General features: G+C 39.7%; 21 protein-coding genes and 1 tRNA gene. 16 read left to right on the plus strand and 6 right to left on the minus strand.

Going from position 1 to position 24729, the window contains the following annotated elements; genetic code table 11:
- Positions 1–2: 2 nt before the first annotated feature.
- From infC to phoU, 8 genes are all read left to right on the plus strand, one after another.
- The gene (gene infC / locus KSO91_RS04130) at positions 3–560 is read left to right on the plus strand and encodes a translation initiation factor IF-3 (protein WP_238741609.1); all 558 of its coding nucleotides are present in this window, start codon (positions 3–5) and stop codon (positions 558–560) included.
- Between the two features lie 103 nt (positions 561–663).
- Positions 664–861 (plus strand): 50S ribosomal protein L35, encoded by a 198-nt coding sequence (gene rpmI / locus KSO91_RS04135; protein WP_019613447.1) that lies wholly within the window; start codon positions 664–666, stop codon positions 859–861.
- Positions 862–876: 15 nt separating this feature from the next.
- Complete coding sequence (gene rplT, locus KSO91_RS04140) at positions 877–1233, plus strand: 50S ribosomal protein L20 (protein WP_015464855.1); 357 nt, start codon at positions 877–879, stop codon at positions 1231–1233.
- Positions 1234–1487: 254 nt separating this feature from the next.
- Complete coding sequence (locus tag KSO91_RS04145; protein ID WP_238741610.1) at positions 1488–2669, plus strand: aminotransferase-like domain-containing protein; 1182 nt, start codon at positions 1488–1490, stop codon at positions 2667–2669.
- Positions 2670–3228: 559 nt separating this feature from the next.
- Positions 3229–5454: an ABC transporter permease subunit gene (locus KSO91_RS04150; RefSeq protein WP_238741611.1), complete on the plus strand. Its 2226-nt coding sequence runs from the start codon at positions 3229–3231 to the stop codon at positions 5452–5454.
- 16 nt (positions 5455–5470) lie between these two features.
- Positions 5471–7129: a phosphate ABC transporter permease PstA gene (pstA, locus tag KSO91_RS04155; protein WP_238741613.1), complete on the plus strand. Its 1659-nt coding sequence runs from the start codon at positions 5471–5473 to the stop codon at positions 7127–7129.
- Between the two features lie 28 nt (positions 7130–7157).
- On the plus strand, positions 7158–7970 hold the full coding sequence (gene pstB / locus KSO91_RS04160; protein WP_238741616.1) for a phosphate ABC transporter ATP-binding protein PstB: 813 nt from the start codon (positions 7158–7160) through the stop codon (positions 7968–7970).
- A gap of 19 nt (positions 7971–7989) precedes the next feature.
- Positions 7990–8697 (plus strand): phosphate signaling complex protein PhoU, encoded by a 708-nt coding sequence (gene phoU, locus KSO91_RS04165; protein WP_238741618.1) that lies wholly within the window; start codon positions 7990–7992, stop codon positions 8695–8697.
- An 80-nt stretch (positions 8698–8777) separates the two neighbouring features.
- On the opposite strand, the gene KSO91_RS04170 is transcribed toward phoU, so the two are convergent.
- Positions 8778–10637: a methyl-accepting chemotaxis protein gene (locus KSO91_RS04170; protein ID WP_238741620.1), complete on the minus strand. Its 1860-nt coding sequence runs from the start codon at positions 10635–10637 to the stop codon at positions 8778–8780.
- Positions 10638–10928: 291 nt separating this feature from the next.
- Here KSO91_RS04170 and KSO91_RS04175 point away from each other — a divergent pair.
- The 5 genes from KSO91_RS04175 to KSO91_RS04195 all read left to right on the plus strand — a co-directional run bounded on the left by KSO91_RS04175 (position 10929) and on the right by KSO91_RS04195 (position 15182).
- Positions 10929–11014, plus strand: a tRNA-Leu gene (locus KSO91_RS04175).
- A 252-nt stretch (positions 11015–11266) separates the two neighbouring features.
- Positions 11267–12181, plus strand: a complete 915-nt coding sequence (gene rluF, locus KSO91_RS04180; protein WP_238741622.1) for a 23S rRNA pseudouridine(2604) synthase RluF — start codon at positions 11267–11269, stop codon at positions 12179–12181.
- Entirely contained in the window at positions 12178–13179 is a 1002-nt protein-coding gene (gene thiL / locus KSO91_RS04185; RefSeq protein WP_238741624.1) for a thiamine-phosphate kinase, read from the plus strand. The genes rluF and thiL overlap by 4 nt, the downstream gene beginning before the upstream one ends.
- Before the next feature lie 4 nt (positions 13180–13183).
- A complete protein-coding gene (locus KSO91_RS04190) occupies positions 13184–13666 on the plus strand; it encodes a phosphatidylglycerophosphatase A family protein (RefSeq protein ID WP_238741626.1) in 483 nt (160 codons plus the stop codon).
- 4 nt (positions 13667–13670) lie between these two features.
- Positions 13671–15182 (plus strand): ABC transporter substrate-binding protein, encoded by a 1512-nt coding sequence (locus KSO91_RS04195; protein ID WP_238741628.1) that lies wholly within the window; start codon positions 13671–13673, stop codon positions 15180–15182.
- On the opposite strand, the gene dxs is transcribed toward KSO91_RS04195, so the two are convergent.
- The 3 genes from dxs to xseB form a co-directional block, all read right to left on the minus strand.
- Complete coding sequence (gene dxs / locus KSO91_RS04200; RefSeq protein WP_238741631.1) at positions 15179–17038, minus strand: 1-deoxy-D-xylulose-5-phosphate synthase; 1860 nt, start codon at positions 17036–17038, stop codon at positions 15179–15181. The genes KSO91_RS04195 and dxs overlap by 4 nt on opposite strands.
- A gap of 81 nt (positions 17039–17119) precedes the next feature.
- Positions 17120–18010: a (2E,6E)-farnesyl diphosphate synthase gene (gene ispA / locus KSO91_RS04205; RefSeq protein ID WP_238741633.1), complete on the minus strand. Its 891-nt coding sequence runs from the start codon at positions 18008–18010 to the stop codon at positions 17120–17122.
- A gap of 9 nt (positions 18011–18019) precedes the next feature.
- The gene (gene xseB, locus KSO91_RS04210; RefSeq protein ID WP_238741634.1) at positions 18020–18253 is read right to left on the minus strand and encodes an exodeoxyribonuclease VII small subunit; all 234 of its coding nucleotides are present in this window, start codon (positions 18251–18253) and stop codon (positions 18020–18022) included.
- Between the two features lie 218 nt (positions 18254–18471).
- Between xseB and pomA the strand changes: the two genes are divergently transcribed.
- The 3 genes from pomA to KSO91_RS04225 all read left to right on the plus strand — a co-directional run bounded on the left by pomA (position 18472) and on the right by KSO91_RS04225 (position 21697).
- Positions 18472–19248, plus strand: a complete 777-nt coding sequence (gene pomA, locus KSO91_RS04215; protein WP_238741636.1) for a flagellar motor protein PomA — start codon at positions 18472–18474, stop codon at positions 19246–19248.
- On the plus strand, positions 19248–20261 hold the full coding sequence (locus tag KSO91_RS04220) for a flagellar motor protein MotB (protein WP_238741638.1): 1014 nt from the start codon (positions 19248–19250) through the stop codon (positions 20259–20261). The genes pomA and KSO91_RS04220 overlap by 1 nt, the downstream gene beginning before the upstream one ends.
- Before the next feature lie 584 nt (positions 20262–20845).
- Positions 20846–21697, plus strand: a complete 852-nt coding sequence (locus KSO91_RS04225; protein ID WP_238741640.1) for a PA4780 family RIO1-like protein kinase — start codon at positions 20846–20848, stop codon at positions 21695–21697.
- A gap of 186 nt (positions 21698–21883) precedes the next feature.
- Here KSO91_RS04225 and KSO91_RS04230 read toward each other — a convergent pair whose 3' ends face one another.
- Both KSO91_RS04230 and rnd read right to left on the minus strand, forming a co-directional pair.
- Entirely contained in the window at positions 21884–23233 is a 1350-nt protein-coding gene (locus KSO91_RS04230) for an AmpG family muropeptide MFS transporter (protein ID WP_238741641.1), read from the minus strand.
- Positions 23234–23338: 105 nt separating this feature from the next.
- Positions 23339–24448 (minus strand): ribonuclease D, encoded by a 1110-nt coding sequence (gene rnd, locus KSO91_RS04235; RefSeq protein WP_238741643.1) that lies wholly within the window; start codon positions 24446–24448, stop codon positions 23339–23341.
- Between the last annotated feature and the right edge of the window lie 281 nt (positions 24449–24729).

The following is a 24729-nucleotide window of genomic DNA, read 5'->3' on the forward strand; positions in this document are numbered from 1 at the left end:
TTTTGGAGGAATTTGTTATAAAAGGTGCAAAAAAAGCCCCTCAGCAGGGCAACAAACATCGTTTGAATGAAGAGATCACAGGAACGGAAGTGCGTTTATCTGACTCAGAAGGCAAACCAATTGGTGTGGTTACACTAGAAGATGCAAAAAACATGGCTTTTGAGCAGAATCTTGATTTAGTCGAGATTAGCCCAAATGCAGAACCACCCGTTTGTCGCATAATGAATTATGGCAAATTTCTTTATGAGAAGAGCAAATCCGTTAAAGAACAACGGAAAAAGCAAGTTCAGGTTCAGCTGAAGGAAATAAAATTCCGTCCTGGAACTGACGAAGGCGATTATCAGGTAAAACTACGCAACCTGGTTCGCTTTCTAACTGAGGGTAATAAAGCTAAAGTAACACTACGTTATCGTGGTCGTGAAATGGCACACCAATCTATTGGATTAGCTCTGTTAAACCGTATAAAAGCGGATTTAGCTGAAATATCCGTTGTCGAATCTTTCCCTAAAATGGAAGGTCGACAAATGGTGATGGTGTTAGGCCCTAAACGTGCTAGCTAAGGCTTAAAGTAGTGTTAACTATAACTTTGTGTCTGTTGATACAAGGTTATATTTATACTCGCCTTACTGGTTTAATTTAAATTAGAACAATGCGGAGTTCGCAATGCCTAAAATGAAATCTAACAAAGGTGCTGCAAAGCGCTTTAAAAAGACTGCTTCTGGTGGTTTTAAACGTAAACAATCACATTTACGTCATATCTTAACTAAGAAGTCTACTAAACGTAAACGCCACCTGCGTGCTCAAAGCATGGTAGCTAAAGTAGATGTGCCAAGTGTTAACAGAATGTTACCATTCGCCTAAGTTAAGGAATATAAAATGCCAAGAGTAAAACGCGGTGTACAAGCTCGTGCACGCCATAAGAAAGTCTTAAAACAAGCTAAAGGTTATTACGGTGCTCGTTCACGTGTTTATCGCGTAGCGGTTCAAGCAGTAACAAAAGCTGGTCAATACGCTTACCGTGACCGTCGTCAACGTAAACGTGTATTCCGTCAATTATGGATTGCACGTATCAACGCTGCATCTCGTATTAGCGGTCTGTCTTACAGCCGTTTCATCAATGGTCTGAAAAAGGCTTCTGTTGAAATCGATCGTAAGATTCTTGCTGATATCGCAGTATTTGATAAAGCAACATTTGCTCATTTAGTTGAAGTCGCTAAAAAAGCACTTGCTTAATTACACTGCTCGATAAGTAATTAGATTTTTAAAAGGAGACATTATGTCTCCTTTTTTTTAATCTAAAATTAAGAGAATAACATTTTTACACTTTATATTAATTGGATATTGACCCATTAAATGGCATAGTTAACAGTGATATCCTGATAGTTAACTAATTTATTGGGATACTGATAAGCCTTGCTGTTTTTATAGATAGTACTGCAGCCAGCATTTTTTTTGGTAATTTAATAATCGTTATTATGGATAATTTTATGAACGAGCTTTTCTCAAATCGCATCTCAGGTGTAGCACCATCTTTCATTCGTGAAATTTTAAAGGTCGCTGTTGATCCCGCAATTATCTCATTCGCAGGTGGATTGCCTAACCGCGATCTGTTTCCCGTCGAAGCGTTGCAGCAAGCGACAAATGATCTCTTCAATGAAGATGGCAAAGATATTTTGCAATACAGCAGTACTGAAGGTTATTTACCACTACGCGAAATGATTGCTTGCGATTACAGGCGTAAAGGGTTGGAGATAAGTGTTGATGAAATATTAATTACCAATGGCTCTCAGCAGGGGTTGGATCTGCTTGGCAAGGTATTGATCAATGAAGGTGATGAAGTGTTGATTGAAGAACCTGGCTATTTAGGTGCGATTCAAGCATTTGAAGTTTATTCTGCAAAATTTAAACCTGTACCCGTTGGTCAAGATGGCATGGACATAGATGCTTTACAAGACACGCTCAAAACAACTCAAGCGAAACTGATATATACGGTGCCAAATTTCCAGAATCCATCGGGTATTTCATATACTAATGAGAATCGACAGGCTGTTGCTGATTGTTTATCTAAAACCAAGACACTCTTAATTGAAGACAATCCTTATGGTGAATTACGATTTTCAGGTGAAGAAAAGCGTTCTTTTAAAGCTTTTTTGCCAGAACAGACTATTTTATTAGGTTCATTCTCTAAAACAGTTGTGCCGTCATTTCGTTTAGGCTGGATAGCGGCGCCGAAAGCGTTGATGGAAAAGCTTGTTATCGCAAAGCAGGCGGGCGATCTACATACAAATTATTTTTGCCAAAGAGTACTGCATCGTTTCCTCAAAGATAATGATTTAGATGCGCATATTAAAAAGATTATTGGCGTGTATGGAAAGCAAAAACAAGTAATGGAAAATGCAATCAAACGCTGTTTTCCTAAGCAAGTCACTTATCTTAATCCTGAGGGGGGGATGTTTTTGTGGGTTACATTACCCGAAGGGATGTCCGCAATGACCCTTTTTGAAAAAGCGATCAAAGATAAAGTCGCCTTTGTACCTGGAGACCCATTTTATGTTACAAAGCGCGATCTAAATACATTACGTCTTAATTTCTCAAGTGTTGATCCTGATGTTATTGAAGAAGGGATTAAGCGTTTAGGAAAAGTCTTACATGAGCTTCTGGATAACTAACCTGCCTGGGTAAGTCAGTTGATACAATGTATCTACTTGTGTGTGTCTGTGTTGACTCAGCTGCCAATAGCCTGCTATTACTACGCTGAGTTACCTTCAACCAGACCATACTATTAACAGCGTATAATGTGATTTTTTAACTTTCTAATCTAAAATATAATTTCGCGTTCATTCTCCCGCGTAGAGTTAAATTAACCTAGCAACCATTGCTTTGTAAAAGCCAATCAAATGTTTGTTTTTTTTGGCAAATACCGACAATACTTTATTTGTTGCAGCTCTTATCCGCTTTACATTGCTCTTCCTCGCCGCTATTCACTTTTTTAAAACGATAAGCCAACTTAAGTTTTCGCTCTGCAAACGAGCTTATGGCAAAAAAAGTCATGGCGAAGGGAGATTAAAACCTTACAAAAATTAAAATTAAATCGACACGTTTTATTGGCAACGTATTCGGGTTTTATCTGCCTTATTTATTGTTTTACTTCACAATCGTAATATTTGTAATATAACTGTCACAAAACCGCCATATACTCTTTCATATTAAATATGTTGGAGATAATAAATGGATCGTGATTTCGCAAACAAGTTAAAAGCTAATCGGAAACGCCTGATCAAAGATAAATTAGTCAAATACAGCATCACCACGGGTGGTTCATTAGTGCTGGTGACTCTATTGCTTATCTTTGGTTATCTGCTTTACGTGGTGCTACCTATTTTTGCTCCTGTATCGATTAAGGAGGAAAAAGAGTTTTCTTACCAAACTGATAGCAATGTGTTGGCATTGGCATTGGATGAACAAAATGATGTGGCATACAAAATAAGTGATGATGGGAAAATTTCATTTTATTCTTTACGTAGTCGTGATTTAGGTGATTTACTACTGGAAGATACCATGCTCAGTGAGCATACAGCCTTCGCCCAAAGCGTTGCTGCTGGACATGCTTATTTATTTGCCGATGCCCAAGGTCAGGTGAAAATATTTCAAGCCGATTTTATAACAACGTACCCTGATGATGCCCGCTTAATCACTCCGAATATCCGTTATCCATTCGGGAGTGAGAAACTCACTATTGATGACCAAGGTCATGCGATCACCGCTGCTAGCTTTCAGTTCTCTGACTCAAAAGCCGCAATTGCAGTAGTGACAGATGATAAACGTGGTATTTTTTTGGTGTTAAATGCAACTCAAAATATGATGACCGATGAAATAGAATGGGAGGAGCAGCGTATTAGCCTGCCTGCGTTGCCTAATCAAGTTGATCAGATACTGCTTAGTCCCGATATGAAAAACTTGTTTGTTCTTTCGCATAATGATCTACTTGTTTATGACGTATCGGATACTGATAATATACACATTAAATCTGCTTTGCCCATTAATGCACTCGATGCAGATGTAACCGATATACAGTTGTTAACCGGCGCTAGCTCGTTGATGGTGGCAAATACTAATGGTGTTATCAGTCAATGGTTTGAGGTTTTAAAAGACAATAAACGTACATTCACTTTTATTCGAGACTTTAAAGCAGAAGGGAAGATACGTACTATTATTCCTGAATATTTTCGAAAAGTTTTTTTTACTGCAGATAATAAAGGGTATTTGTCAGTATTTCACAGTACCGGTCATACTCGTCTGTTAAGTGAAAAAGTATCCGATAATGAAAGCATGCAAGTAGCAATATCACCGCGTGCAAATGCGCTATTAATTGCTGAGAATACGCGTTTACGTTTGTTCTCAATTGATAATGAACATCCTGATATCACTTGGTCGACACTGTGGCAAAAAGTTTGGTATGAAGGGTATCCCAAAGCTGAATATTTGTGGCAATCTACTTCTGCAAGTGATTCTTTCGAAGCGAAAATGAGCTTAGTACCACTTTCTTTCGGTACTATAAAAGCCGCTTTTTACGCGATGTTATTCGCTGTACCGATTGCTATTTCAGCGGCTATCTACACTGGCTATTTTATGTCTCCAAGTATACGTTCGTATATCAAACCTACGGTGGAAATCATGGAGGCGCTGCCAACGGTTATTTTGGGTTTCCTTGCAGGGCTCTGGTTAGCACCACTCATAGAGAATCAACTGCCCGGCATTATATTGTTATTAGTCAGCTTACCGCTTAGTGTTTTAGCAGCCGCATTAGCTTGGAGTACTTTGCCTAAAAAGTTCAAAGAAGCTATTCCGGAAGGCTATCACCCACTGATTTTAATCCCTGTCTTACTGCTTGTTGGTTATGGATCGATGAGTTTTAGTGGCACTCTCGAATTGTGGCTATTTGATGGCAATGCTCGCATGTATTTGACCAATGAATTAGGCATTAATTTTGACCAGCGTAATTCCTTAGTTGTTGGCATCGCCATGGGGTTTGCTGTTATTCCAACTATTTTTTCAATTGCTGAAGATGCTATCTTCAGTGTACCCAAAAGTTTAACAATGGGTTCTTTAGCGCTTGGTGCGACACCTTGGCAAACCTTGGCAAAAGTCGTTATTTTAACGGCCAGCCCAGGCATGTTTTCTGCCATTATGATGGGTACTGGGCGCGCCGTTGGTGAAACAATGATCGTCCTAATGGCGACGGGTAATACACCTATTATGGATTGGAATATATTTGAAGGTATGCGTACTTTATCTGCCAATATTGCAGTTGAAATACCAGAGTCAGCAGTGGGTAGCTCACATTATCGTGTCCTATTTTTGGCGGCATTTGTTCTTTTCATCTTTACATTTTTCTTCAATACGGTGGCTGAGTTTATCCGCCAACGTTTACGTGAAAAATATTCAAGCCTATAAATAGGAGTTAATGGTAATGGGAAAGTGGTTTAAGTCGGGAACACCGTGGATCTGGATGACAGGTGGAGCGGTAAGTTTAAGTTTAATCGCCGTTATTGGTCTGGTTCTTTTAATCGGCTGGCGGGGACTTAGTTTTTTTTGGCCAAGCACGGTTTATGAATTTGATATGCTTGATGAGCAAGGGCAGCACTACAATCTTATTGGTGAGATCTACGATAGCGAAACTGTTTTGAAAGCCCAACTTATTTCCGCTGGTGTTGAGGGGTTGGAAGATAAAGGCGAAACATTAGAGCGCTACTTAATTAAAATTGGTAATCGCGAATACGTTGATCTGGATTTTCAATGGATATTAGAGACTATTGTCTCTGGTAAAACAGTTCCGAAAGATGTGGTCGTATTGGAACGTACTAAAAATGGCAATTTTTATGGTTATATTGATGCTATTCTCGAGAATGGCCAACCAGTGGCTATCAATAAGACTCAGTTTGCATCAGAGTTGCAAAAAAGAGTTATACGTACGACTACTTTTAAAGATCAAGAAGATCAATTATTGGGCAGTGATATAGGCCATATTAATTATGAGTTAGAGAAAATTCGCTTGGATAAACGAAAATTAGCGCTAGATGGTTTGCTGACAGAAGATAAAATAGGGCAGTTTGACAAACAAAGTCAGAGACTTCGAGATCAATATCTTGTATTAGAAGAACAGTTATTTGCCTATCGTGAACAAGCACAGCGTGACAGTGTGCAATTACGAGACATGACTGGGCGAAAAGTTATCCTGCCAATATCTAGTGTGCTTGATTTTCATCTGCCTAACGACATGACGTTCTTTGCAAAAGTTCAGCATTGGTTTCATCAAGTAGGTAAATTCATTAGTGACGATCCACGCGAAGCGAATACGGAAGGCGGTGTTTTTCCCGCTATTTTCGGAACCGTATTTATGGTGATGTTAATGGCTGTGATTGTCACCCCATTTGGTGTGGTGGCCGCTATCTATTTACATGAATATGCCGGTAAAAATAATATAACTAAATTTATACGCATTGCTGTAATTAACTTAGCGGGAGTGCCATCCATTGTTTATGGTGTGTTTGGCCTGGGCTTCTTCGTGTATATTCTCGGCGGCAGTATTGATGAGTTATTTTATCCACAAGCACTGCCTTCCCCAACATTCGGATCTCCTGGCGTATTGTGGTGTGCATTAACTTTAGCTATTTTAACATTGCCGATTGTTATTGTGTCAACTGAGGAAGGGTTAAGCCGAATCCCTAGCACCTTACGAGAAGGATCGCTTGCCCTTGGTGCTACAAAATCAGAGACTTTATGGCGAATTATAGTACCAATGGCAAGCCCTGCTATTATGACCGGCCTTATTTTGGCGGTTGCACGAGCAGCTGGGGAGGTCGCACCTCTGATGTTAGTGGGCGTGGTCAAGATGGCACCTACTTTGCCTGTCGATGGTAACTTTCCCTATTTGCACTTGGAACGTAAATTTATGCATCTTGGTTTTCATATCTATGATGTTGGTTTCCAAAGCCCTAATGTAGAAGCGGCACGCCCGTTGGTTTATGCAACATCATTCTTATTAGTGACCGTTATTATTGGATTGAATTTAGCTGCAATTGCCATTCGAAATAATTTAAGAGAAAAATACCGCGCATTAGAGCATTAATGTTAACGCCGTAAAGTAGGATATACAAATGATTAGATTAGCAAAATCAAGTACACAAAGAGAAGTTCTTACGCATCTAAGTGCTGAGCAAACCGCATTAGAGATTAAAAATTTAGATCTCTATTACGGTGATAAACAGGCACTATTTGATGTGTCGATGAAAATACCTAAGGGTCAAGTAACCGCCTTTATTGGCCCATCAGGCTGTGGTAAATCAACCTTACTACGCTGTATTAACCGTATGAATGATTTGGTTGATATTTGTCGTGTAGAAGGGAATATTGCCTTACAGGGCTCTAATATTTACGATAAGTCGGTAGATGTAGCGGCACTACGCCGTCGTGTCGGTATGGTATTCCAACGGCCCAATCCTTTTCCGAAATCCATTTATGAAAATGTTATTTATGGCTTACGTTTGCAGGGGATTAAAGATCGTCGTAGATTAGATGAAGCCGCTGAAAATTCATTGCGCAGTGCTGCGCTATGGAATGAAGTAAAAGATCGTTTGCATGATAATGCATTTGGTCTTTCTGGTGGTCAGCAACAACGATTAGTCATAGCGCGTGCGGTGGCGATTGATCCTGAGGTATTGCTACTTGATGAGCCAACATCGGCGCTTGATCCCATTTCAACACTGACCATTGAAGAGTTGATCTCTGAGCTAAAAGAAAAATTCACAGTAGTGATAGTCACTCATAATATGCAGCAAGCTGCGCGGGTTTCAGATCAAACCGCTTTTATGTATATGGGTAAATTAATTGAGTATTCAGATACTAATACCCTGTTTACTACACCGACGCAAAAACAGACCGAAGACTATATAACGGGACGCTACGGTTAACAAAATCGAGGAATAGATAATGGAAAATTTGAATATTAATCGCCATATTTCAGGGCAGTTTAATAGTGAATTAGAAAGCGTTCGTAATCAAGTGATGCAGATGGGGGGGCTGATTGAAAAGCAACTTGGAGATGCATTAGCAGCGATGGCGGATAATGATATTGAACTTGCTCAGCAGATTATTGCGAAAGATAAGGAGGTTAATCAATTTGAATCAAATGTTGATCAGGAGTGCTCGCGCATTATCGCTAAGCGACAACCTGCTGCGAGTGATTTGCGCTTAATACTGACTATCATGAAAAGTATAACGGAATTAGAGCGGGTAGGTGACGGCGTGGTATCTATAGCCCGTATGGTGATTGAAAATCATGGGCAAGTCGGGCCATCGTTGATCGGTTTGGAGAATATGGGACAGATAGTCTTAAAGATGTTACATAACACACTAGATGCTTTCACGCGCTTAGATTTAAAAGCGGCGATTATGGCGCATAACCAAGACAAAAAAGTGAATCGTCAGTATGAAAGCATCGTCCGTGAGTTGATGACGTTTATGATGGAAGATCCGCGTATCATTCCTAATATTTTAAAAGTACTGGCAGCGGCACGGGCAATAGAACGAATTGGAGATCGGTGTAAAAATATTTGCGAACAAACCCTTTATCTTGTTGAAGGTGTTGATGTGCGCCATGCCACAGAGGAGGAGATTAACTCGTTTCTAATCGAATAAGAAACTCGATGAAATAAAAAAGGCGAATAGATATTTTTTATTCGCCTTTTCTAATTTCGGTTTGTATTGGCTTACCTAAACTAGATAGTAAAGCGCTTTATTTCACTGGTTAATACAGTCGCCTGCTGTGTTAATTCACTACTCATCTGCTCGTTTTGCTGTGCTGATTCACTTGCGATTTCAGCTACATCTCGAATAGATACAATATGGCGGTTGACTTCTGAGGCGACTGCACTTTGTTCCTGAATAGCAGTGGCAATGGCGGTCGTCATATCCATGATATTTACGACATCGTTATTTATTTCCTCCAGCATACGACCTGCTTCCGATGCTTGTGTCGTACTTTCTTCTCCTTCTTTACGGCATTCGCTCATGAGCACAACAATACCCTGGGTTCTTGTTTGCAGTTTATCAATAATATGTTCAATCTCTTTTGTTGATTCCTGCGTGCGGCTAGCTAATGAACGAACCTCATCAGCAACAACCGCGAAGCCTCTTCCTTGTTCTCCTGCACGTGCCGCTTCTATCGCTGCATTGAGCGCGAGTAAATTGGTTTGATCCGCAATAGCACGAATAACATCAAGTACAGATCCGATAGTTTGACTATCTTTTGCAAGCTCATTGATCACCGATTCTGAGGCTACTAATTTATTAGAAAGTACTTTGATTTGATTAATGGTGAGGTCAACACCTTCTCTGCCTTTATTTGCATTTACATTTGTTTGTTGTGCTTTATCTGCGGCATCGGTTGTATTACTGGCTATCTCTTCAATGGTCGCCACCATTTCCGTTACGGCCGTGGCAACCATATCGGTTTCTTGCATTTGCGATGCGACACCCGCATTTGCTTGCTGAATATTAGAGACTAACGTGCTGGTTGCGTTATTTACACTCATGACTGTTTGATTGACTGAAATTATCAAATGCTGGAAGTTTTTGAGCATATTGTTAAATGCATTCGCCATATCAGCCAATTCATCTTTATTTTTGGATTCAATATGAATTGTTAAATCATTACTTTCAGCGGCTCTTACCATTGAATTTTTAATTAATGTAATGCCTTGAATAATTCCCTTTCCTAAGAACCATGAGATCAAAGTTGCTATTATGATAGCTATCGTGAAAACGCTATATGTTAGTTTTTCAATAAAACTGACATATTCAGTGACGGCTCGATTTACTTTTTTTATAACAGTGGCAAGCAGAATGTCAACTTTATGAACACTCTCCCGCATCTGTTTTTGTAATCCTTCATTAGCGTTATAACCGAGTACTTTTTGTTCTTTGACTAAAGATAAAAACGCATCATGATAAATTTTTAAGGCATCGTTAATCGTTCTTTTTTGTGAATCAGGTAGGTAGCTTTTATAAATAGTATTATCAAGGTTTATAAAGTCATCTTGAAAACTTTTAACGTATTTATCTTCAAAACGGAGCATAAAGTTTTTTTCACTTCGCCTTAGCTTAAGCATCATACTCAATGCTCGGTAATCAACATCTCCGATAGCAAGTTCTGCAATGTTCACCGCTTCTCTTAGTTTCTTATATAAACCGCTATTGGCATTAAAGCCAATCGATTTTTGCGCATTCACGAGTGCGGAAAAATGGCTTTGGTATTCAGCTAAGACTTTTTTTAGTTGTTGCGTTTCGGTTGTTGATACCCCTATTGATTGTAGCTCTTTACTGATGCTATCAATATCCTTATTTAACACAGCTATATTTGTATTAAACGTATCGAGGTATTGTCCCTCTTTACGAGCAATAAAATCTTTTTCATTGCGCCTTAACTGAAGCACATTGGACTCTATTTTCCCGAGATCTTGGGCAATTGAAATATCTTTTTGGAGGGATGAAGAAGAGAAGTTCATTAACGACAGCATTGCTACCATACTGATGATAAACACCCCAGTATTAATCATTAATTTCTGTCTGATGAGCATGTTATTTAACCTTAATTGAGTTCAGCTAGTCATGTATTTGAATCTGGGCTGATAGTGAAATTTTGCCCGAGAGTTCGAGCCCTTTACAAAACAATTGTATGGAAGAATGTTGCATTCCGCCAGCTATCCATTAAAAAAATTAAGAAAGAAATCAATACAGGTAGAAAAATCATATTTGTCTGATTTACAAGCAGTTGGACTGTTTTGTTCAATTATTTCCCCTTAATGACTTGTGCTTCATGTGGAATTCTATACACTTTGCGGCACTTATCTGGCAACAGTCAGATAATCGCCCGGATGGTGGAATCGGTAGACACAAGGGATTTAAAATCCCTCGCCTTATGGGTGTGCGAGTTCAAGTCTCGCTCCGGGCACCAATTTCAAATAAAAGCTTCACATTTTGTGAGGCTTTTTTTTTATCTAAAAATAATAGAACGGCTCTTGAAATTATCTGCTTGCGCTAAAATGGTTATCAGAAGTTTACTGCGTGCCGATAACTCACTGCTGATGACTTTTATGGTGTGTTTTTATGCACCGGAGAAATTCGCATTTCCAAACAGCTTAAGTATAATATCCAGCACACAGATCCAAGTAGCTTGGGTCTGAAATGATAAACATGGGATGATAGTGTGGACACAAGCAATGAAAAGCGGCTGAATAAATTTATTAGTGATTCAGGTTTCTGCTCTCGTCGAGAAGCGGATAAATTAATTGAACAGAATCGCGTAAAAATAAATGGTCAGATCCCCGAACTGGGCACAAAAGTGCAGCCTGGCGACGAAGTGTTTGTTAACGGTAAACGCATCAAAGCAATTGCGGCTAACCTCGCCGATCGTGTCTATATCGCTTATAACAAACCGATAGGCATTACCTGTACTACGGAACGAGATGTGCATGGCAATATTATCGATGCGGTCGGCCATAAAGATCGTATTTTTCCTATCGGCCGATTAGATAAACCTTCTGAAGGTTTAATCTTTTTAACCAGTGACGGCGATATTGTTAATAAAATCCTTCGTGCAGAAAATGCGCATGACAAAGAATATCTAGTGACCGTCGATAAACCACTTAGTGAACGCTTTGTAGAGCGGATGCAACGTGGAGTCCCTATTCTAGATACGATTACGGAACCTTGCAGTGTTAAAGTGCAGAGCCGCTTTGTTTTTACTATTGTATTGACGCAAGGTTTAAATCGTCAAATCCGTCGCATGTGTGAGTATCTCGGTTATGAAGTGATTGCGCTTAAACGTACGCGTATTATGAAAGTGACCTTAGATAAATTAAGACCGGGACAATGGCGTAATCTGACTGATCGTGAAATGGCTGAAATTAACCAAGCAGTTTCTTGTTCTTCTAAAACGGCAGTGAATACAGCGCAGCCTAAAGCAAAGTCGACAGTAATAAATGCCGAAGTTCGGCCTCGCGGATTGAATAAACAAAATAATCCACGCGCCCCTAAAAAAATATTTATCAATAAAAACAGTAAAATAGCGGAAGGTGAAAAGATACCTTCAAAACGCATATTAAAGTTAAATCGCAAATGAGTTTAACCGAGTTTGATTTGATCGGTCATTACTTTAAAGACAGAAGCGCGACACAGGCCGGGGTAGTGCTGGGGATTGGGGATGATTGCGCCATCTTAGATTTACCTGACGGCCATCATCTCGCAGTGAGTACAGATACTCTGGTTGGTGATGTACATTTTTTTGCTGATGTTGATCCCTACCGTTTAGGTTGTAAAGCACTTGCTGTAAATCTTAGTGATTTAGCGGCAATGGGAGCAACACCTAAATGGGTTTCTCTTGCTATTACGTTACCAGAAGTGGATGCACCTTGGCTTGCTGAATTTTCTCGCGGTTTTTTTGAAATAGCGGATAAGTTTAACGTTTCATTGGTCGGTGGAGATACAACTAAAGGACCCTTATCAATTACGGTTTCTGTTAAAGGGATCATTCCGCGCGGTCAGGCATTGCAACGTGACCATGCTGTTGTTGGCGATCTTATCTGTGTTTCCGGTCATTTAGGTGATGCTGGATTAGGGCTTGCGTGTAAGCTAAAAAAAATTACGGCCGCAAAAGATCGTGTTTTTATAAATGCCTTAGAGTTAACTGAACCCCGTATTGAACTGGGTATTTTGCTCCGCGGTTTAGCTTCAAGCTGTATTGATCTTTCCGATGGTTTAACACAAGACTTAAAGCATATTTTAATGGCGTCACATTGTTCAGCAAAGCTTGACCTTGAAAGATTACCATTGTCAGATTCATTGCGCGAAGAGGTGCAAATTGGTACTTTAAATCAATATGCTGCATATCAATATGCCTTAACCGGAGGGGATGATTATGAATTACTATTTACGATTAGTGTCGATCATCTTGCGCAGTTAAACCTGCTTATCGAAAAAGGTAGAATTAAAACGCCTATTGTCACTGTGATAGGGGCTGTAACCACGTTGCAAACACCATTAATTGAGTTATTTGACCATCATAAAAGCGTTTCTCTTGCGCTACATGGGTGGGATCATTTTAGACAAGGTGAGAATTAACATTATGAAACGCGATGATTTACACGGATTAAGATTAAGTAACCCGATCCATTTTGTGGCTGTTGGTTTTGGTAGTGGTTTGGCAAGTAAAGCACCGGGTACATTTGGCACTTTAGCGGCAGTACCCTTTTATTATCTGATGTCGTTCTTATCGCTAGATATATATATTGTTATTTTAGTGGCCAGTAGCTTGCTGGGTTTTTGGCTTTGCCATATTACCAGTCGTGATATGGGCGTGCATGACCATAAATCTATTGTCTGGGATGAATTTGTTGGTTATTGGATAACGATGGTGATGGTGCCGTTTAGCATTAAGTGGGCAATTGTTGGTTTTGTTCTCTTCCGTTTTTTCGATATTATTAAGCCATACCCGATTAGCTGGTTAGATAAAAAAGTCGGAGGTGGTCTGGGTATTATGATTGATGATATCGTTGCCGGACTATTTTCTGCTATCGTGCTGCAATTTTTAATTCATTTGTATGGTTAAGTCGATGCTTCGCTGTTTATCATACGTCTTTATATTTTCCTTGCTGCTGCCTGTATTATTTGTCAATGCTATTGAGAAAAACCAAGCTAACCAAGATGTTAAGACAGTACAGATAGCTGTCGATGATATTCCTGTGTTTTTTTCTCCTTATGCGAGCAACCCCCCTGAATTACAATATTTACATCTGTTTTTTGATCCGTTGCTTCGTTGGACTGATAAGCAGGAGTTAGAAAGTCGCTTGTTAAGAAAATGGGAGACCATTAAGCCTGGTGTTAGCCGTTTTTATTTAAAGAAAAAAATCAAATTTCATTCAGGTAATTATCTCAGTAGTAAGGATATCATTTGGACATTTTCAGCCATTTTAAAAGAGCCTAAATCGAGGCGTTTTTTTGAAGGTATTAAATCAATTGTGCGTGTTGATCAATATACATTTGATGTGCATAGTAATTTATCGCAAGGGCAACTTTTAGACTATTTAACGCATTTTTTTGTGTTAGATGGAGAATTTTATCGCGGTCATAAAATAGAGGCAAATAAAGCGCAGCCGAGGGTGATGACGCAATACGATAAATTATCTATTTCAGGTACCGGACCTTACCAGATTAAACAATATGAGCCTGCTTTGCATCTTCATGTCATCAGTAATAAAAACTACTGGGGAAAGACGGCAATTAAAGAACTTAATTTTATTAAAATAAAATCAGCCAATTCACGTCAGTTTGCGCTGCTCGCGAACGATGTTGATATTAGCGCGTCAGTTTCGAATAAAACACTTGATACAGTGCGTTTTTTAGCGACCAAGTCGTTGGTCGAGGTGAACGTCTCGAATGTCGTATTCTTAACAATTAACGATAAACGTACGCTGGCTTTTAAACGCAGCGTGGCAAGAAATGCAGTACATTTAGCAATCAATCAAGAAGGAATGGTAAAACATATTCTCAATGGAATGGGGCGTGTTAACTCGACATTTTTGCCTTTTTCGCAAGTGAAAATTGAACTGCCTAACCCTCAGTTGCCTGTCTACGATGTGCCCAGAGCAAAATATCTATTTAGTAAAATAACCATGCCTGCAAATCTGACCTTATTGGTTTTAGTTGATGAAATAGGTAATACACCGCAAGTTGCTAAGGCTTTAGTGTATATGATGAAAAGGGTGGGCATAAAACTAATAATTACTGAAGTGACCGACATTCAGGATTGGAAGAAACAACTGCTTGATTATGATTTCACCCTGTCCGTTTGGCAATCGTCTTTGCTAGATCGTGATAATATATATCAAGATCTATTCGTTGATAGCGTCTTATCAGGATATATCAGCGAGCTCTTTAATGAAGGGAAAATTACTGAGTCTATCAATGCACAAGCGTTATTTTTTGAAAAGATGCTCCAAGAGCATCGTCTCATCCCCTTATTCTTCCAAAATCAGATATGGGCAACAGAAAGCAAGTATAATTTAGCAACGATCTTCTCTGTAAACGGTATTCCCTATTGGCACTTACTCGCCGTTATTGACTAAGCAAAATAAGCTTTGATTTGCTTTTCAATCCCATCACTGTCCAAGCCAAGTAATTGGTAGATCTCTTTTTGAGTGCCTTGCTCAATAAATTGATCCGGTAAACCGAGGTTTAAGACTGGAATATTTATTTTTTGAGCCATAAAATACTCATTAACACTTGACCCCGCACCACCTGCAATACTATTTTCCTCCAAGGTAACAAATTGTGTATGTGTACTGCTCAGTCGATCAAGTAAGAGTTTATCAATAGGTTTAACAAATCGCATATCAACTAGTGTCGCGCCTAGTTTGTGTGCGACAGGTAACGCTTGCTGCAGTAAGGTACCAAAACAGAGAATAGCCATATTCTGGCCTTCATAAATAATCTTAGCTTCGCCTATTGGTAATTTTTTCATCTGTTTATCTACTTTTATGCCGCTGCCAACACCCCGAGGATAGCGAACTGCGGCGGGGCGCTCAAGTAAATACCCTGTGTAGAGCATATTTCGGCACTCTTGCTCATCGGAGGGAGCCATGACTACCATATTGGGCACACAGCGTAAAAAGCTTAAATCATAAGCACCTTGATGAGTGGGGCCATCAGCACCGACAATACCAGCTCTGTCGATAGCAAATAAGACGCCTTGATTTTGAATCGCAACATCATGAATCAGTTGATCATACGCACGCTGTAAAAAACTGGAGTAAATAGCCACGACCGGATGTAAGCCCGCAATTGCCATACCTGTTGCAAGAGTGACTGCGTGCTGCTCTGCAATTGCAACATCATAAAATTTATCAGGGTGGCGTTTAGAAAAACTCACCATTCCAGATCCTTCACTCATAGCCGGTGTTATTGCCGCTAGCTTGTCATCATGGTCTGCCATATCATTCAACCAATCGCCAAACACTTGTGAAAATGTTGGTGAGCTCGGTGCTGATTTTGGAAGTGCCTGATCGGGGGTAAATTTGGGGACTGCATGATAAAGAATAGGATCCAGTTCCGCTTGTTTATAACCTTTGCCTTTTTTGGTCATTATATGTAGAAATTGAGGTCCTGAATGATTACGCATATTACGCAGCGTATCGACCAAATCAATGACATTATGGCCATCCATCGGACCAATATAATTAAAGCCAAATTCTTCAAATATTGTCGCGGGCGAAACCATTCCTTTGATATGTTCTTCCGTGCGTTTTGCTAATGCTTTAATGGGGGGAATAGTTGATAGTACTTTTTTACTACCCTCGCGGAGTTGTGTGTAGAGATCGCCCGATAAAATTTTAGCTAAGTGATTATTCAATGCCCCGACATTTTCTGATATGGACATCTCATTATCGTTAAGTACGACTAGCATATCGTTATGCAGCGCACCTGCATGATTTAGTGCTTCAAAGGCCATACCTGCTGTAATTGCACCATCGCCAATAACAGCGACGACTTTACGGCCGAGTTGCTCTTTCTCGGCAGCAATGGACATGCCTAATGCGGCGCCAATTGACGTTGATGAGTGGCCAACACTTAATACATCATACTCACTTTCCTCTCGCCACGGAAAGGGATGTAATCCTTTAAATGTTCTAATACTACTCATTTTGTCACGGCGACCCGTGAGTATTTTATGTGGGTATGCTTGATGACCAACATCAAAGATAAGGTGATCAAAGGGGGTATTATAAACATAATGCAGTGCAACGGTCAGTTCTACAACACCGAGTCCTGATGCTAAATGACCACTGCTCTGGCTAACGCTATTGAGCAGAAAAAGGCGTAATTCATCACAAAATTTAGGCAATTGCTGTTTTTTTAGTAAACGCAGATCTTCAGGGTAATTAACGCTTGCAAGCAAAGGGTAGTTTTTTAAATCCAAAGGCATAAATAATCGTCGCGTTTATAAATAGAATAAAAAGAAAGAACCGTTAATATTAAATTAGCGGTGAAGTACAATAATTGTAAATTATCTATCTCGTTTGATGATGTACTGAGCAAATGACTCTAGCAACTTAGTATTATAAGGCAATTGAGACAAAGCATGAAGTGCTTCTTGGTAAAGTAATTGCGCTTTTTCGATTGCTTGCTCTAACCCCAACAAACCCGGATAAGTTGATTTATTATGAGTAGTGTCGGAACCCTGTGGTTTACCCAGTATAGTAGTATCTCCGATAACGTCTAAAATATCGTCCTGAACTTGGAAAGCTAAACCGATAGACTTTGAATAAGTTGCTAGTAATTGATAATGCGCGGCGGGTAAGTCTGCTTTACTTAATGCGGCTAACTCAACGGCAACTTGTATTAAGGCTCCTGTTTTTGCGTTATGGATATTTTCTAATGTGATTAGATCTACCTGTTGATTTTCAGCTTTTAAATCTAGTGCTTGTCCAGCACACATGCCGTGGTCGCCAGCTGCTTTGGCAAGGCAGTTGATCATTCTTAACTGTATTTTACTGTCAATGAATGGAGTTGGCATTGAGATGATATCAAAGGCTAAACTTTGCAGTGCATCGCCCGCCAAGATAGCTGTCGCCTCATCAAATTTTTTATGGCAGCTTTGTTGGCCGCGGCGAAGGTCATCATCGTCCATTGCCGGAAGATCATCATGAAGAAGCGAGTAGGCATGGATACATTCAACCGCACAGGCCAAAGGATCTAAGCTTTCCAATGTTGAACCAAGCATCTCACCGACGGCATAAACTAAAAAAGGACGAGCACGCTTTCCACCTAATAAAGCACCATATTCCATCGCACTATTGAGTGAGTCAGAAATTGGATCACTGATATTGATGTACTGGTTTAATTGCTCATTTACGCGCTGTTGGTATTGATTAAGCGTAGTTTCAAATTGTTTCATATATTTTTATTATTCATTAAATTCTTGAAGAGGGGCCTGTGCATCTTGCTGCATCAATATATTGACTTGCTGTTGTGCTTTTTGTAATTTTCCGCTATTACTTCTTGCCAGAGAGATGCCTCGTTCAAACTGTTTTAGTGCTTCTTCTAAAGGCAATTCACCTATTTCTAACTGGCCGACAATATGCTCTAATTCATTAATTGCTTCTTCGTAAAGCATATTTTCAGGTTTTTTCAATGCCATATTGTTCTCTATTATTGTAAAAGAGTTTTAAGGGTACCGTGACATCACAATAAGTCAATTACCGTTAATATAAATAGTTAATAAACAGTAAACTTGTGATCCATTTCAGACTGAAGATAAAATAATTGCTAAACAGTATAAATGGTTAACATTAATTTAAATAGAAAAAAGCTATACTCTTCGCCACATAGTGGTTTGTCATTTTAAAGGAAAATTTTGTGGATTTAGCAACCCTAATTGGAATAATCGGTTCTTTTGGCTTTGTTATTATGGCCATGATGATGGGTGGAACTGTCGGCATGTTTGTTGATGTCACATCCATCTTAATCGTATTTGGTGGCTCGTTATTTGTTGTCATGATGAAATACAATCTGGCGCAATTTTTAGGCGCAGTAAAGATAGCAGCCAAAGCGTTTATGTTTAAATCTGACTCAGCTGAGGAGTTGATTACTAAATCGGTTGAGATGGCTGATGCTGCGCGTAAAGGCGGTTTTTTAGCACTAGAAGAAGCTGAGATTCGTCACCCTTTTATGCAAAAAGGAGTGGATATGCTCGTCGATGGGCATGATGCCGATGTGGTACGGGCAACATTAGAAAATGATATTCGCTTAACGTCGGATCGTCATGAAGTGGGTGCCGAAATATTCAAGCAGTTTGGCGATGTTGCACCTGCGATGGGGATGATTGGTACCTTAGTTGGGCTAGTAGCTATGCTGTCTAATATGGATGATCCCAAATCTATTGGGCCCGCAATGGCGGTCGCTTTATTAACGACATTATACGGCGCAATGGTTGCTAATATGGTCTGTATTCCGATATCAGATAAATTGAAACTAAGATCTGCAGAGGAAAAGCTTAATCGCAGTCTTATTCTTGATGCCGTGTTGGGTATTCAAGACGGCCAAAACCCACGTGTTATTGAGGGCGTATTGCGTAATTATTTGCCTGAATCTAAACGTAATATTAATACTACTGACGAAACAGGTGCAGAATAATGCAAGAAGAGTGTAAGTGTCCGCCTGAGGGACTTCCCGCTTGGATGGGGACATTTGCGGACTTGATGTCATTACTGATGTGTTTCTTTGTTTTATTGCTTTCATTTTCAGAAATGGATGTACTTAAATTCAAACAGATCGCAGGGTCAATGAAGTATGCCTTTGGTGTGCAATCGATGCTGGAAGTGAAAGATATCCCCAAGGGTACTTCTGTTATCGCTCAGGAGTTTACACCAGGTAAACCGGATCCTACCCCCATTGAAGTGATTATGCAGCAAACCATTGAGGTAACAAAAGCGAAGTTGGACTTTCAAGACGGAGATTCAAACCGCGTTGGCGGCCAGGAAAATGTAAAAGAACGCAAAGTGGCGACACCAGAAAAAGAAAACGCACAGGCTGATAATATTGCTGATGCGAACGCCGATACAGATGCGCTAGGACAAAAAGAAGAATCGCCAATGCAAGAGAAGCAAAATGATTCAGAGGAAACACAATTGCAGGACTTTACACCCGCACCAGGAGTATCTGCACAGCATGGTTTAGCAAAAAAAGTCGCCAATGAATTGCGCGAAGAGATTGAAGATGGAGCGATAGAAATTGAATCGCTTGGACAACAGTTAATTATTCGCGTACGCGAAAAAGGGGCTTTCCCATCAGGATCTGCATTTTTACAACCTCGTTTTCGACCTGTAATCGAGAAAGTCGCTAAAATATTAGTGGATGTACCTGGTGTAGTTACTATTTCCGGTCACACTGACAATGAACAGGTCAGATCAGAGCTGTATAGTTCCAATTGGGATTTGTCTGCTCAGCGAGCGGTGTCGGTTGCCCATGAGATGTTGAAAGTAAGGGGAATGAAAGATAAAAAGCTAGTAGTGGCGGGATACGCAAATAGCAAACCCTTGACCAAGAATAAAACTAAAGCCGATCGTCGTCGAAATCGCCGTGTGGAAATAATGGTGATGCAGGGCGAAGCGTCAGAAAGTGAGGAGATAGTCGCTGAGCCTCGCTAGGTTTTTCTTTACATACCACTTGTCTTATTGCATAAAGAGCGGGTAAGCGAAGCAGCACGCATTTGCATTGTTCTAAAATAGCAATGTAGTACCACTATGCCTCATTTGATGCCTAGCATCTGAGTGCTGATTTTGCATATTAAAGTGAGATAGGGATATAACCGCACCTCGTTGATTAATAGAACGAATAATTAAACATTTTTGCTCTCTGGTTTATGCTATGATCGCTAATTATGCTCGGTTTTATATTTTCCCTTTGAAAGCGTTATTAACTACCTTCCAGCTTAAATGTAAAGTGGCATTTGCTTGTGTAGGGATGATTGGAGAATAGAACAAGTCATCCTTCATAAGAGATACTTATACGCAGGGAGATAATATTGCATAACATATGTTGAAGATAAACTTTGCTGAAAAACAGCGCAAAGTAGCTTAACCAGAAGATTGTTTGAGGTATCAAGTTGGCTAATTTTTTATACCGAAAAGAACAACATCAAGCAGTATAAAATATGTAGTAAAATCGATTCAAAGCAGTAAAAAGCATTGGCTTTTATTTTTTATCATTATTTATAAAGTACAAACAGAACATGAAAATACCGAAAAGAATACAACCGCTCGTTGACGATGGTTTAGTCGACAGTGTTTTACAACAGTTGATGAGTGGTAAAGAAGCCACCGTTTATATAGTGCAGTGTGGCGATTTTATTCGTTGTGCAAAAGTATATAAAGAAGCCAGTAAACGTAGTTTCAAACAAGCTGTGTTATATAGTGAGGGGCGTAAAGTCCGAAGTGGCCGTCGTGCTCGGGCGATGGAAAAAAGCTCTAAGTTTGGTCGCGAGCAACAAGAAAATATTTGGCAAAATGCTGAAGTGGATGCATTGTATAAATTAGCAGAAGCTGGTGTGCGTGTGCCGCAACCCTATGGTTGCTTCGAAGGTGTGCTTTTAATGGATTTGATCACTGATGAAGATGGCTCTGCTGCTCCTCGTTTGAATGATATCTCTATGTCAGAAGAGCAAGCACTCGAAGATCATACTGAAATAATGAGTTTTATTGTATCTATGTTGAACGTTGGCATTATACACGGTGATTTATCGGAGTTTAATGTATTAGTTGATGAGAGGGGGCCGGTAATAATTGATTTACCACAAGCGGTCGATGCATCTGCCAATAATAATGCCAAGAAAATGTTATTACGTGATGTAGATAATATGACCCGTTATTACGCGCAATTTGCACCTCAACTAGCGCAAAGTAAATATGGTCAGGAAATATGGGCATTATATGAAAAGGGCTTATTATCAGCCAGTACGGTATTAACGGGCAAATTTTTTGAGAAAGATGAAATAACCAATGTAAGCAATGTGCTTGATGAAATTTCGACAGCGCGACAAGAGTATGAAGACAACATTCAACGAAAACAGGATTTTGACCTGTAGTTCGCAATTTAGCGCAATTGCACGCGTCCCCCAATAGTGTAGGGGGGACGAAAATGAGAAAGTCCTAAAAGTGCACTTCAGTGTAAACACTTTCAGTACTCAAGATCATCATGTTATGCTTTTGTGCGTATTGAGGCGACGCTGTGAATCTGCTTCTTGAAGTGAATTGGACATATGTAGGAATTTTTAATCTTTTATCATTTTCTTGAGTAACAAAATCAACCCCAGAACCGGCACACCAATTAATGCCGATCCGACAAAAAAAGCAATATAACCAAAACTTTCCACATAGATCCCTGAAAAACCAGCAATAAATTTCGGGAACAACAGCATCAACGAACTAAACAGCGCATATTGTGTTGCTGAGAACTCGATATTGGTGAGCTTAGATATATAAGTAATAAATGCGGTCGTGGCAATGCCTGCACTGATATTGTCCATGGAAATGATAAGGGTTAATAACGCGATATCTTTTCCTACAAAAGCCAGAACAGCGAAGATAAAGTTAGTTATTACCACTAAAAAGGCGCCTAGAAATAAAATAGAATAAGTGCTGTAACGGCTTAATAATACACCGCCTAGCGCCGCACCGAGCAAGGTCATAATAACGCCGAACACTTTAGAGATAGCGGCAACTTCTCCTAAGGTATATCCCATATCAAGATAAAATGGGTTAGCCATTACTCCCATCACAATATCGGATATTCGGTAAGTACCTATGAGCAATAAGATAACGGCAGCTGGTTTGCCATAACGTTGGAAAAAGTCTGTAAAAGGCGCGACAATTGCGATGTCTAGCCAGGCTAAAAAGTGCGCGATAGTCTGTGGTAAACGCTGATATCTAAGTTGCGATTCAATCTGTGCATTATGATCTTTTTGCTTATTTATATACTCGGGCTCATGGCATATAAAAGTAGTTATAATACCTACTCCCATGCAGCCAGCCATCACCAAATAGGCGGTGGACCAAGCCGATAATTGATACGCGTCACCATCACTTGCCCAAGCGGCAATAAGTAAAGCCCCAGCGCCAGCGACCATCATCGCTATGCGGTAACCTGTCATATAAGCTGCGGCCATCGCTGCTTGATACTTCTCTGGTGCTGATTCAATTCGGAAAGCATCAATCACAATATCTTGGGTGGCAGAGCTATAGGCAACAATCAATGCAAAGATAACGAACGAAGTTAAATTTTGTTGTGGATCGCTCTTCGCCATACCTATGATTGCCAAAACAATAGCGATTTGCGAGAGCAGTAACCAAGCCCGTCTGCGGCCTAAGCAGCGTGTTAATAATGGAATGGAGAAACGATCAACTAGCGGGGACCAAATCCATTTCCAGCCATACGCTAGTGGTATCCAACTGAAATAGCCTATATTCTCAAGGCTAATACCTGCGCCGCGTAGCCATAATCCGAGTGTTGTAAATATTAAAAGTAGCGGCAATCCGGAAGAAAAACCGAGAAAGAATAAAATGGCAACGCGTTTCTCAGTATATATATTAAAGTTTTGTAACCATGATTTTAAGTTAGGCATAACAACTGTGCTTTTAATAAAAAAGGATAGCATAAATCTATAACGCAGACTTTACACAAATACTGTTGGGTCTATTAACAAACCCAATTAGAATTTGCTATGCCATTAGTGATCAAATTGATGACCGATCAGCTCAAATCGCCAGCCAGTTAATAATTTTGGCTTGTCAGCGCTTTCTTTTTGAGTCTGATCGAGCTTCCATAACCAGCTTAAATACTCATCAATGATACGTTTTGAAGCAATCAACTCAAGAGGAAGTTCATATTGTCCAGCGCAGAGTTGAATCTTTTCGCGCATCGATTTGAAGGTTTTCTTATATGCCGGAAAATCGACTAAACGTGATATAAAAGGGGGGTAACTGTTTTCATCTTGTTGCATTACTGCAGTGATTATTTGCAGTACTGCTTCTCCATGAATGCGGATTTCACTGGGTAATAAATTTAAACGGCGCAGATCTTCACTACTACTGGGGCGATAATAAGCTAGTAACCACAAGTGATCCGCTTTAATAACAAAGTTCAGTGCTAAGTTGCGTTGTTGTGCCGTTAATAAACGCCACTTTGCCAATGCCTTAATAATCGCAAGACCTTGCCTATCTAATTTAAATAAGTTATTAAGGGATTTATAGGCATTCTCTGGATCTGTTTTTTTCATTTTAAGATCAAGAATAGTTTGGCACTCTTGTTCAAAAAACAGGGTCATCTTTTTATCTTTAAGTTGTTGCTGTAATTTAGCTAAGCAAGGCTGTAAATGTAGTACATCGGCAGCTGCATAGGTTACCTGTTTAGCTGTTAAAGGACGGGCGCACCAGTCTGTTCGCGATTCGCCTTTATCAACGATGACACCTTGAAGTGCTTCAACCATTTTGGCGTAACCTATTGAGGCCCCTAAGTTCAAGAAAGCACAAGCTACTTGCGTATCGAACAGTGTGAAGTTGAGATCTCCTTTATGATCACGAATAATCTCTAAATCCTCACTACTGGCATGTAAAATACAATTTTTCCCGTCAAGTGCCATCCAAAATTCAGAGAGATCTCTGATTGCTATTGGATCGATTAAAGTTATTTTTTCATTTTGTGAAATTTGTAGTAAACCAAGATTAGCAACGAAGGTACGGGTACGAACAAATTCTGTATCGAGTGAAATAGGGCTATCGTCAAGTGTTACTATAAATTCATGCAATTGCGCTTGTGTTGTGATGATGTCAAATTGCATAGATGCTCCCAGAGATAAAATTAATTAGCGCATATCTTACGGAATTAATTGAAAATCATCCATTGATATTAATGATAGTTCGATCATCGCTAGCTCATTAGTTCACAAGCAGGTGCGTTGTAAATGAATGCTTTTGGTTTTTTTTCGCATATAATCTGGAATTTAGTGCATAAATAAGCATTAATGAAATGATTTTTTAGGTCCTATCTTGTGAGATTGATGCTGATCAATTAGAATGACATTTCTGGAAACCTCAAACAATTTTTCTCTGATAATGATTC

Source organism: Psychromonas antarctica (genome assembly GCF_022267535.1).
GTDB classification, from domain to species: Bacteria; Pseudomonadota; Gammaproteobacteria; order Enterobacterales; family Psychromonadaceae; genus Psychromonas; species Psychromonas antarctica.